This window comes from Paracoccus nototheniae (assembly GCF_004335005.1).
GTDB lineage: Bacteria > Pseudomonadota > Alphaproteobacteria > Rhodobacterales > Rhodobacteraceae > Paracoccus > Paracoccus nototheniae.
This window is the reverse complement of the sequence record NZ_RQRT01000097.1, coordinates 1-10,430: the sequence shown is the minus strand read 5'-3', so window position 1 is coordinate 10,430 and position 10,430 is coordinate 1. Positions and strand designations below refer to the sequence as shown.

The window sequence follows — 10,430 nt, the reverse complement described above, 5'->3', positions numbered from 1 at the left end:
GCCGCCTTCACGACGACAGCCCCGACGATGATCTTGACGCGGGTGTCGGTGGCTTTCTTCTTGGATCTGAGCAAGGCGAGCTTGGATTCAGCCGTTGCAATCTGCTGGTCGAGTGTCTTCATGGTTTGCGTCCCTCTGGTTGTGCGATGGGTAGCAAGACAGAGGCCTGTGGTAAATGCTAGGCTGACACGAAGTGCTCACCTATACGTCACTGCGTGACGTGTGAGCGAAGGACCGCTGCGCATCCTTTCGAAACCAAGCCAAGAGGGCGATCATGGCGATTTATCATTTTGACGCCTCGGTGATCTCCCGCAGCAAGGGGCGGTCCGCGACTGCCGCAAGCGCGTATCGCGCCGCCGAGCGGGTCGTGGATCGTCGCACCGGCGAGGTCCACGACTACACCCGCAAGCACGGTGTCGAGCACAGCGAGATCCTCGCCCCCGAGCATGCGCCGGACTGGGCGCGTGATCGTTCTGCGCTGTGGAACGCCGTGGAGCAGATCGAGCGCCGCAAGGACGCGCAGGTCAGCCGCGAGGTGCGCGTGGCCCTGCCGTCCGAGCTGACGGCTGAGCAGAACCGCGACCTGGTGCGCGGGTTCGTCCAAGAGCAGTTCGTCTCCCGGGGGATGGTTGCTGACATCGCTCTTCACGCCCCGGGGCGTGAAGGCGACCAGCGCAACCATCACGCCCACATCATGCTGACCACCCGCGAGATCGGCCCCGAGGGGTTCGGGGCCAAGAACCGCGACTGGAACGCCAAGGAGCTGCTGGTGGACTGGCGGTCGTCCTGGGCCGAGCACGTCAACCAGACGCTCGAGCGCTGTAGCGTCCATGAACGGGTCGATCACCGCACCCTAGAGGCGCAGCGCGAGGATGCGCTTGAACGGGCCTCTGTGGCCGAGTGCAGCGGCGACGAGCGGGCCCACGTTGCAGAGATGGCGCGGGCGGTGGAGCTGGACCGCCCACCCCTGCCTGATGTCGGCGCCCGGGGCTGGAGCATGATGCGGCGCGGGATCGCCACACCGGCCTCCGATCGCTGGCAGGAGGTCCGCGACATCGGCCTACAGGTCCGCGAGGTCGCCCGTGAGTTCCGGACGCAGGCCCGCGCGTGGCTGGAGCGGACCCTGGACCGGGTACAGGAGCGCACGGTGGCGCTTGGCCTCAGCCGCGCCCCGGAGACGGCGCTGGAGCGGCTGCAAGCCGCGCGCGCATCGCGTGAGGCCGTAGATGCGCCGCAAACTGCCCTTGAACGGCTACAGGCCGCGCGGGCGGGGCGCGGTGAGGATCGGGGCGTGGAGATCGAGCGCAACGTTGATCGCGCCGAGGTGGATCTGACAGCGCAGGATCGGGAGCGTCAACGCGTGTTGGAGCAAGAGCAGGCGTTGGAACGGCAGCGGGCCGCTGAGCGCGAAGGGCCGGATTATAGTCATTGATCGCATAAATGTAGGTCTGCCAGCCGAACCACTGGCTCGAAAGGTCTCCTTGTCTCCAGCCTGTCTCTGCTAGGCGGCACGACTTTTCTCGTATCGCAGTAGAAACAACGCGGCGGTTCAAAGCACAGCGCAGAGCAAAAATACAATGCGAAAGCCACGATTGGGCTTTTCTAGAACTTCTGGTCGCGGCTTGATGAGATAGCTGAGGCCGTCTCCCGGTTATCTATCTTTATAACGATAGGTTACGCTTGAGGGCTTTGGTTCTGGGCAAGACAGAGGTTGAAGAAACTCGGGCTGAACGATGCGTATGGCATACTGGTACGTTCCCAACTTGCGATAAAGCGCCCTGAATTTTTCGTGGTGTTGGTAGGCTGAAGTCGCCGTGACGAGAAGGTCAAGCTCTTCTCCTGAAAGGTCCAATTTAGGCATCATTATCTCGCTTGCGATATAATAGCCGTGCAACTGATTCTACTATTTCTTCCTAGGATTTCATTACTAAATTTAACAGATAAAAAGTATCTTGTTAAGAAAAATGATCTCCCAGTTCATATGTACGTATAAATATGTCTTCGTACGTAAGACATGCACATCATGCACAATGATACACCTTAGATTTAATTATCTATATAATATATAACCATAGGTTGAATTTAGGGGCGGTTGTGAATTCTTATTGATTCCTGACAAAAAAGTATTCCTATAGTTTTGTGCAGGACTAGATGGTCAACCAACTGTAAGAAAAAGAGTAACGGGCTTAGATTTTGCGACGCATGGCTGTTTTATAAGCGGTTCATTTGCCCTGCAAGGATTACACCAACTTCTACGACACTAAGTTTTCGAAAATTTCAGAAAGCCAGGAACGTTGTCATGGTCAATCCTCAAAAATATGCCGCTGAACTAATTGGAACATTCTGGCTGACCTTGGGCGGCTGCGGCTCCGCCGTTCTGGCCGCCGCTTTCCCAGAGCTGGGCATTGGCTTTCTGGGAGTGTCCCTTGCCTTCGGCCTTACCGTGCTCACTATGGCCTATGCCATCGGGCATGTCTCGGGCTGTCACCTGAACCCGGCCGTGACCGTGGGCCTTGCGGCAGGCGGGCGCTTCCCTACGTCGGAGATTCTGCCCTACATTGTGGCCCAGGTTCTGGGCGCGGTCCTTGGGGCTCTGGTGCTATATGTAATTGCCAGCGGTGCGCCGGGATTTGATGCCGCAGGAAGCGGCTTTGCTTCCAATGGGTATGGTGCACATTCGCCGGGGGGCTACTCCATGGGCGCGGCCTTCATGGCCGAGGTCGTCCTGACGGCGTTCTTCCTGTTCATCATTATGGGCGCGACCCATGGCCGGGCGCCGGTAGGCTTTGCTCCCATCGCTATCGGGCTGGGGCTGACCCTTATCCACCTGATCAGCATCCCGATCACCAACACCTCCGTGAACCCGGCTCGTAGCACGGGTCCGGCGCTCTTTGCCGGAGGCTGGGCTCTGGGCCAGCTCTGGATGTTCTGGATCGCGCCTCTAATTGGCGGGGCAGCCGGCGGCATCCTTTACCGCTGGATCAGCCCACAGCCTGAAGAGCCGGTCGTGGGCGGTGTCCGCAGTCCAGGCTGATCACGACAACTGGCAAAGGAGCCAAATGCTTCTCTGCGGCTCTATCATAGCCGACTTGATGGCAGGACAATGCAATGAAGTCTTCTTTTCTCTCTGCATGGCTGCTGGTTGCCGCCCTCGGTTGCACTTCAGTTGCATTTGCCCAAGAGGCCGCAAGCGAGGGTGCAGCGGCTGCTATCCCAGAAGCGGTGACGGCCGTCGAGGCCATCGAGGAGGCTGCAAAAGCCAACGCGGACGCGGTTGCCGCAACCGAAGAAGCCGCCGCTGCCGCCCAACAGGCCGCCGAGGCGGCCGAGGAGGCCACTGTCGCGACTGGAGAGGCCGCCGTGGCAGTGACGGTAGCTGAAGAAGCCGGTGCCGTAATCGAGGATGCCGACGCGATCAACTGGAACGGCTCGTGGCGCAGCATTTGGCGCGGCGGACAGGCTCTCCTGATCCTTGAACAGTCTGGCTCGACCATCACCGGCACCTATCAGCCCGGGGATGCTACGCTAAGCGGCTCAATAGAAGGCGTGGTAGCTAAAGGGACTTGGGAACAGCCGGGCAGCACCGGAGAGTTCGAGTTTGCGCTGGCACCCGATGGCCAAAGCTTTGTCGGCCGGTCTGGAAACGGTGAGTACTGGAACGGGGAGCGGCTTGATGAAGAGCGGGCCGCGGCAGCGGGCTTCGGCTCGGACACGCCGCGGGCGGCTCTTATCTCGCTCCTGTCAGCGGCCAACGCAGCCGCCGACGGCGATAGTTTTGCAGAGCTGTCCATTCGTCGCTACCTGGCCTTTCCTGATGGCGAGGAGGACCTGCGCAACCGCAATGCCCGCGTCACGCAGTTCCTGCGCCTGCTCAACCTCTCGACCTTTCGGGCGCTGTCTGCACCCGATGCTGGGGAGGCAGGACTGGCCAGCTTCGACGTCGGACCGGCAGGGACAGAGTGGACCTTTCCGATCGCCTTTATCGAGGCGGGTGCCGACAACTGGCAGCTCGTGGTACCCCCGCTGCAGGTCCTCGACACCTGGAACACAGAGGCGCTGACGGCCCTTGAGGTCGAGGATTTCGACGCTCTCGCCGAAGCGCGCCGCTACGGCCCCCGCCAGACCGCTCGCGCCTTCACCCGCGGCACGGCCACTTGGGAGGACGGTGGCGCCGAACTGGCCTTGTCGATGCTCGATCTGTCCGAAATTCCTGAAAACCTTCAGTCTACCGACGGTCCGCTGGCAGCCGAGTACATCCGGCAGATTATCGACCGCGTCGGTTACTCGATCTGGCAAGAGGTGCCGGACGATCCGAACCAAAGACAGCCTTATATTGTCTATGAGCATGCGCTCGGCGCCATCGCCATCGACCGGTACCCTCAGGAGGACGGAACGGTCCACTGGCTCTTCACGGCCGACAGTCTAGCAGCCGCTCCCGAGATCTATGACGCGATGCAGAACCTTGCGCTGGCGGATGGCGTAGTGGCCAGCGAGCCTCTGACCAATGCGTTCAAGCTGCGCAGCCAGCTCAAGGAGATCTCGCCGCGTCTGCTGAGGCGACCGTTCCTTCTGGAGAACTGGCAGTGGATCGCCATCGCTGGCACGCTGCTGCTGACGGTGGCGCTGTCCTGGGTGATCGTCTGGCTTGGCCGCATCCTGACCACGGCAATGCTGCGCGTGGGCAAGGCCCGGCCGGAAATGCGCGCCTCGATGGCCTCTGCCTTCGGCTGGCCGGCCCGGATGTTTGTCGCCGGCGGCATCCTCACAGTGCTGCTGCGCGAGATCGGACTTCGCCAGGACGTGTCGGCAGTGGGCAACAGCTTTGCGCTGCTTCTCATGCTCCTTGGCGGTACCTTCTTTCTCTACAGGCTGGTGCAAACGGCGACGATGGCGCTGGCCCATCCCGCGGCAAAGTCTCTCACCAAGTTCGATGACATCGCGGTGGAACTTGGTGGCGGATTGGCCAAGATCGCGGTTTTGGTCGGAGGGGTTGTCCTTGCGGCGGACGTCCTCGGCCTGCCCTATGAAGGGGTGATCGCCGGGCTGGGGGTCGGGGGCCTTGCTTTGGCCATTGCGTCAAAGGACGCCGTGTCCAACTTTATCGGCGCAGGCATCCTGATGTCGGATCGCTCGTTCAAAAGGGGCGACCTGATCGAGGGTGGCGGGCTGAAGGGCGTGGTTGAGGAGGTCGGCATGCGCTCCACCCGCCTGCGAACCATGGACGGCAACGTCGTAGTGGTGCCGAACGTCAAACTTGCGGACGACAACCTGCACAACTGGGGCAAGCCGAAGATTGCCGGGGTAGACCTCAACATCGCCATCTCTATCGCCTCCGACACGCCGCGCGCCAAGGTGGATGAGTTTGTTGAGGGACTTCAGGCTGCGTTTGCGCGTCAAACAAACGCCCGCCCCGGCGCCCGTGCCGCTTTGGACGAGATCGGCCCGGCCTCGTTGGTGATCAAGCTGGGCGGCAGTTTCGATGCAGGGACCGATACCACTGCAGTCAAACACCAGCTTCTAGGTGACGTTGTCGATCTTGCACGTGGACTCGGTGTGGACTTTGCCGTCCCGACCAGCAGGGTCCACTATGTCGAGCCAGCCATGGCGATGTCTTTTGCCAACCGTACTAAGACACCAGCGGCTGCACAGTAAGCCATGGTCGCAACTACCGCGAGAGAAGGTATCATTTAAAAATTTGGTTTTGCTGCGGGATTAATGATCGCTCCAATCAATCTTTAAGCGAGCGGACTCTGCTATAGATGGAACTGCTTTTTATTAGCTCTATTTGCTAGGTGATGTGGTTCTTGAAGCGTATGGTCTGGCCGTTGGCGCAAGACTATATCGCGTGCAGTCCAGCACACATGGCGGGGGTGAATGCTCCGGTCGTCGATTTTCTCAAATCATATCGGTAGCATCGGAGCGCACTATGCCTCGCGAATGGTCGCTGAAAAACTTGACGGGTGAAGAGTGGTATTTGCTGATCGCTGCCGTGGCGGCCTATCAGCACAATATCCAATATCAGACCCTGCATATAAAGCTGCTGGTTCAGCACGCTCTACTTAGATACCCAACGTGACCACACGATGGGAACGTCGAAGGTCCGGGCTCTGCTGATGGCTTTGCAGAAAGCTCATCGAGCAAAACTGTGCGAAAGACTTGAAGCTGAAAAAAAGCGAGCAGACCGCTTGGGCCGTGGCCACGACATCGAGCGGATGATCGAGGTCAAGGTTGCCGAGGCTCTTCGCCGCCTTGGCCCTCGAAACTCACAACCTCCGGATGATCCACCCCCACCGACCAAATCGGAGCCATAACACCCGTTACGGGCCGGAGCAGAGGCTGGAGGTTGAGCCTGGCCGTCCTGTCTTCCCAAGCGATGATCTCGGCACCGAGGGAGACAAGGTAGCGCCCGACAGGGGTGTAGGTGTCTTGGGGGTCCAGATAGGCATCCATCCTGGCATAGGTGCTCGTGGCGGTCGTGTGGTCGCTCAGGGACATGATTTTGGAGGCGTAGCCGAAAATGAGAAAGTGATCGAGCACGCTGTCGATCTGATCCTCGGGCAGACCCGCCCTTAGGAGCAAACCTCGAAACTCATGCTTTTCCATAAGCTACTCTATCACCTGCACATCCCGGAGAGTGAGCACTATCTCCGACCTCCTGACTGTCAGATACGAAAGATAGGAAAGGCCGGCATTACCGATGGAAAGGCAGGCCAGATACTGAACAGAAGCTTGGAAGCGCGCCCGGAACTCCCACGAGGAGCGGCAGCTCTTCGGGCAGTGGGAACCACGCCTCAAGCTACCTGTTGGCCTACCTGTAGCTGCTAAGGTGCCTCATGAACAAACCTGACCTCGCTGGACGGCGTATCCTGGTCGTGGAAGACGAATTCTTCCTGTGTCTCGATATTTGTCAGCAGATCGAGAGTTACGGCGGGGTGGTGGTCGGGCCGGCGCCCACATTGAAGGAGGGCTTCGCGGTCCTCCAGGAGAAGCCTCTACCGGATGGCGGCATCCTCAACATCCGGCTTGGCAGTGAATTGGCCTATCCTCTGGCAGACGACCTGCTGGCAGCGGGTGTTCCGGTCATCTTCGCCAGCAGCGAAGACAAAGCCTCCATTCCCGAGAAGTATGCCGGCATCCCGCTTGTGCCCAAGCCGATCAATATGATGATCGTAGCAGAGAAGTTGTTTCCCGGTCCTTGACAAGGCAGCCGAACCGGCTCTTGCCATTGCACCCCTGCTGCATGAAGACTTTTCAGTTGATAACAGGTGAGGATGGAAAGGGGCTGCATGTGAGCAAGATCAGCATGGCGAAGGCTGCCAAGATGTTCGAGGTCAGCAGACCGACACTGGCAAAGCACCATGAGCAAGGGAAAATCAGTGCCATCAAGACCGATGACTGTTGGCACTTTGACATTGCCGAGCTGGCGCGGGTTTATCCACGGCGCGGCAACAAGCCTGAAACCCCTGCACCCATCCTTCATGCAGACTTGGCAGATGATGACAGGGGTGCTGCACGGGACTTGCAGGCAGAGATCAAGGTGTTGCAGGCCAAACTTGAAGCAGCGGAGAAGGTAGCCGAGGAACGTGGCCGGCACTTAGAAGATCTACGGCGGCTGCTACCCAAGCCAGAGGACCGGGCACAGCATCAAGGACTATGGGCGCGACTTACTGGCCGGTGACGGGTACCACAACTTGCGGACATGTTCGCGCAATGTTCTCATGGGCGGATGGCGTTCCACTGCGAGATCTGTAGTATCTGTGGGTCGATGGGGGTGCAGAACTTGTGTTTTCAGCGGGTCACCTTCTTGACGCGGTCAGAAGGCGAACAGGCGAGGCGGGACCGGAACAGGTAACGGCCTTCTCAGTCCTTTGCACCCTTGCCACCCTCTATCACGTCCAACTTATACCGCTCGACCGCTTTGGCATGATTGTTCACGTTGCCTCGGAAGGCGCCTTCAGGTGTGACCGTGATCGTCTTGGTCCGGCCGCGCTTGGTGCGCTGGATGGCCCCAACGTCTTCAAGCAGCTTCAGTGCCGTTGCCATGTGGGGCGCTTGCGTGTGAGTGATCTCAGAAAGCTCTGCGGCTGTTTTGGTGCATTCATAGGACTGCCAGCCCAAGTGCCGGCAGATTACCCAAAGGATCGAAATGGCTTCTTTCGCCTGCGCCGGTGTTTTAGAGTGCTCGAAGAGCCGCTCCGTCACCGCGTCCATGTATTGGAATGCAATCGACACGTTACCTCCGAAGAAATCGAATTCGATCTGCGCGGCAGAGCTCAGTTCTTTCGCCGCCATCGCCGCTTCGCGTGCCTTCGCTGCCCGCTCTGGGCTGCTTTCCTGCAAGGCTTGCTGGTCGAGTAACAGCGCGGCTTGATCATAGGTGCCACGCTTCCGCATGGCTCTGTCGTTCAAGCTAGCGGGTGGGTTCTGCCTCTGCCGTGGCTCGACCGCCCCCACCAACACCCCAATAGACTGAACCGGTGATCCGTTCCTGCGCTGAGCGTCTTGGGTCACCTTTGCAAGATCAATGTCGTCCCGAGACACGCCCATGCTGCGGAGTTCATAGATAGGAATTCTCGTCATGCCCTCACCCGACAGTTACCTGTGGGGTAACGGTAGTTACCTGTGGGGTAACTGTCAAGCGCGCGCCGTGCCAGCGTGTGCTGGTTGAAACCCAGAAAATGCACCAGCGTATCCATGTATCCAAGAAAGAAGGGCCAAGAGTTATTCACGGCACAGGAACAAGGAGGCGGATGACAAGCAAAAAGGGGCAAAGAGCGATCTACAGATTTGTTACCTTAGGAACCCTATGGACACTTTTTAGTTTGTAGTAATATTTCTACATTTGGTTTCTAGAGAGGATATAGGCAATGGAAATGACAACAATTACCAGCCGGACGTTCAACCAAGATGCCAGCGGCGCAAAGCGGGCTGCTCAGAACGGGCCTGTGTTCATCACTGACCGTGGCAAGCCCGCGCATGTGTTGCTCAGCATTGAAGCCTACAGGCGGCTTACAGGGCAGCGAGAAAATATCATTGATCTGTTGGCTGACCCGGAGGTGGCAGAAGTCTCTTTTGAACCCGGTCGATTGAGTGACCTCACGAAGCCGGTCGATTTGTCCTGATGTTCATTCTCGATACGAACGTGGTGTCCGAACTGCGCAAAGCAAAAGCAGGGAAAGCGGATGCGAATGTTGTTTCCTGGGCGGCAGTTCAGGACCCGTCAGCCCTGTTCTTGTCGGCCATTACGCTTCTGGAGCTTGAAATGGGTATCAGGCAGGCCGAAAGGCGCGACCCTGCTCAAGGGGCCGTTCTGAGAGCCTGGATGACTGACAGGGTACTTCCGGCATTTGAGGGGCGTATCCTGCCGGTAGACGGTCCTGTCGCGCTCTGCTGCGCTGCTCTGCATGTTCCTGACCCACGCAGCGACAGGGACGCCCTTATCGCTGCGACAGGGATTGTCCATGCCATGGCAATCGTCACGCGCAATGTGGCCGACTTCGCGCCGACAGGCGTGCAGATCATCAACCCATGGGACATCGCTTAGGACCGAACTGCATCAGGCTCACTGAGGCCGGTCCTGCCAGATGACACAGGCCAATCGCTCGCCGGACGGCAGGGTTTCCCCACGGAGGTCTCTGCAGGCCCGATCTGACGCGTCGAGCCTGAGCGCGGCGCCTGCATCCCAGAGGTGCTGAGATCTGGTCGCCGGCTCGCGGGCAAAGAAGCCCACAGCGCCGCAGAGCGCCCCGATGAGGGCGATGATGCCTGCTCTGCGCCACTTGCCCTGCTGATGGGCCTCCAGGGCCCCCAGGAGCCGCTCTGCAGCCCTGTCAAAGGACTTGCTAGCATCCATCTGTGCCACAGCGGCATCAACGGCTCTGTGGGTGATCTCGATGGATGTCCCGCGCATGTCGCGTGCAGCCTCTCCGACTGCATGCAGGGCGGCGCGATCCTGCAGCAGTGCCTTGTCTAGAATGGCGGCGATCTTCTTGCCGTTGGTCTCCCAGTCCGTGTTCTTGACGACTGTGGCCATGTAGGTGCGGGCATCTTTCACGGAGGCGGCTGTTGCTGCTGCCTGATGCTGCACGTCGATCAGCGTCGTGGTGTTCTCTGCGGTAACGGAGACCAGGGCTTCCAGCATCTCGTCCTGAGGCGTGGGGGCTCCGGCGGGGTTTCTCGGATCAGCCATTCTTTGCGGCCTTCTTGTCGAGGCTGGCCAAGAGCTGCTGAATGTCTTTCACATCGAGGTCGCGTGTTACTCGGTCGCGCAGCAGGCCTGCCAGCTTTGCGGCAGCGTCGGGGGTTTCCAGTGCCGCCTTCACGACGACAGCCCCGACGATGATCTTGACGCGGGTGTCGGTGGCTTTCTTCTTGGATCTGAGCAAGGCGAGCTTGGATTCAGCCGTTGCAATCTGCTGGTCGAGTGTCTT

At 59.3% G+C, this 10,430-nt stretch carries 11 protein-coding genes; 7 read left to right on the top strand and 4 right to left on the bottom strand.

Annotation, left to right across the window (positions count from 1 at the left end; translation table 11 throughout):
* The first annotated feature begins 274 nt into the window (after positions 1-274).
* The 3 genes from mobQ (at position 275) to EG885_RS20485 (ending at position 5,652) form a co-directional block, all read left to right on the top strand.
* Positions 275-1,432 carry a MobQ family relaxase gene (mobQ, locus tag EG885_RS23145; protein WP_207392360.1) on the top strand — a complete coding sequence of 386 codons (1,158 nt, stop codon included), beginning with the start codon at positions 275-277 and terminating at the stop codon, positions 1,430-1,432.
* An 867-nt stretch (positions 1,433-2,299) separates the two neighbouring features.
* On the top strand, positions 2,300-3,034 hold the full coding sequence (aqpZ, locus tag EG885_RS20490) for an aquaporin Z (protein WP_131578367.1): 735 nt from the start codon (positions 2,300-2,302) through the stop codon (positions 3,032-3,034).
* 74 nt (positions 3,035-3,108) lie between these two features.
* Positions 3,109-5,652 (top strand): mechanosensitive ion channel family protein, encoded by a 2,544-nt coding sequence (locus EG885_RS20485; RefSeq protein ID WP_131578365.1) that lies wholly within the window; start codon positions 3,109-3,111, stop codon positions 5,650-5,652.
* A gap of 570 nt (positions 5,653-6,222) precedes the next feature.
* On the opposite strand, the gene EG885_RS20480 is transcribed toward EG885_RS20485, so the two are convergent.
* Positions 6,223-6,603: a hypothetical protein gene (locus EG885_RS20480; protein ID WP_131578363.1), complete on the bottom strand. Its 381-nt coding sequence runs from the start codon at positions 6,601-6,603 to the stop codon at positions 6,223-6,225.
* Positions 6,604-6,833: 230 nt separating this feature from the next.
* Between EG885_RS20480 and EG885_RS20475 the strand changes: the two genes are divergently transcribed.
* Together EG885_RS20475 and EG885_RS20470 are read left to right on the top strand one after the other, a co-directional pair.
* Complete coding sequence (locus EG885_RS20475; RefSeq protein WP_131578361.1) at positions 6,834-7,199, top strand: response regulator; 366 nt, start codon at positions 6,834-6,836, stop codon at positions 7,197-7,199.
* An 89-nt stretch (positions 7,200-7,288) separates the two neighbouring features.
* Positions 7,289-7,678 (top strand): helix-turn-helix domain-containing protein, encoded by a 390-nt coding sequence (locus tag EG885_RS20470; RefSeq protein WP_131578359.1) that lies wholly within the window; start codon positions 7,289-7,291, stop codon positions 7,676-7,678.
* Positions 7,679-7,860: 182 nt separating this feature from the next.
* On the opposite strand, the gene EG885_RS20465 is transcribed toward EG885_RS20470, so the two are convergent.
* Entirely contained in the window at positions 7,861-8,394 is a 534-nt protein-coding gene (locus EG885_RS20465) for a hypothetical protein (RefSeq protein WP_207392359.1), read from the bottom strand.
* Between the two features lie 473 nt (positions 8,395-8,867).
* Here EG885_RS20465 and EG885_RS20460 point away from each other — a divergent pair, with 473 nt between their 5' ends.
* Positions 8,868-9,122 carry a type II toxin-antitoxin system Phd/YefM family antitoxin gene (locus EG885_RS20460; protein WP_131578355.1) on the top strand — a complete coding sequence of 85 codons (255 nt, stop codon included), beginning with the start codon at positions 8,868-8,870 and terminating at the stop codon, positions 9,120-9,122.
* Complete coding sequence (locus tag EG885_RS20455) at positions 9,122-9,544, top strand: type II toxin-antitoxin system VapC family toxin (protein ID WP_207392358.1); 423 nt, start codon at positions 9,122-9,124, stop codon at positions 9,542-9,544. The genes EG885_RS20460 and EG885_RS20455 overlap by 1 nt, the downstream gene beginning before the upstream one ends.
* A gap of 18 nt (positions 9,545-9,562) precedes the next feature.
* Here the strand turns inward: EG885_RS20455 and EG885_RS20450 are convergent, their stop codons facing one another.
* Both EG885_RS20450 and traD read right to left on the bottom strand, forming a co-directional pair.
* Positions 9,563-10,141, bottom strand: a complete 579-nt coding sequence (locus EG885_RS20450; protein ID WP_131578351.1) for a hypothetical protein — start codon at positions 10,139-10,141, stop codon at positions 9,563-9,565.
* A gap of 40 nt (positions 10,142-10,181) precedes the next feature.
* On the bottom strand, positions 10,182-10,430 hold a 249-nt coding region (traD, locus tag EG885_RS20445; protein WP_131578349.1), incomplete at its 5' end, for a conjugal transfer protein TraD.

Excerpts from the sequence above, each read along its gene's own strand:
- mobQ (WP_207392360.1), top strand. The coding sequence starts at position 275 with ATGGCGATTTATCATTTTGACGCCTCGGTGATCTCCCGCAGCAAGGGG.
- aqpZ (WP_131578367.1), top strand. The coding sequence starts at position 2,300 with ATGGTCAATCCTCAAAAATATGCCGCTGAACTAATTGGAACATTCTGG.
- EG885_RS20485 (WP_131578365.1), top strand. The coding sequence starts at position 3,109 with ATGAAGTCTTCTTTTCTCTCTGCATGGCTGCTGGTTGCCGCCCTCGGT.
- EG885_RS20480 (WP_131578363.1), bottom strand. The coding sequence starts at position 6,603 with ATGGAAAAGCATGAGTTTCGAGGTTTGCTCCTAAGGGCGGGTCTGCCC.
- EG885_RS20475 (WP_131578361.1), top strand. The coding sequence starts at position 6,834 with ATGAACAAACCTGACCTCGCTGGACGGCGTATCCTGGTCGTGGAAGAC.
- EG885_RS20465 (WP_207392359.1), bottom strand. The coding sequence starts at position 8,394 with ATGCGGAAGCGTGGCACCTATGATCAAGCCGCGCTGTTACTCGACCAG.
- EG885_RS20460 (WP_131578355.1), top strand. The coding sequence starts at position 8,868 with ATGGAAATGACAACAATTACCAGCCGGACGTTCAACCAAGATGCCAGC.
- EG885_RS20455 (WP_207392358.1), top strand. The coding sequence starts at position 9,122 with ATGTTCATTCTCGATACGAACGTGGTGTCCGAACTGCGCAAAGCAAAA.
- EG885_RS20450 (WP_131578351.1), bottom strand. The coding sequence starts at position 10,141 with ATGCTGGAAGCCCTGGTCTCCGTTACCGCAGAGAACACCACGACGCTG.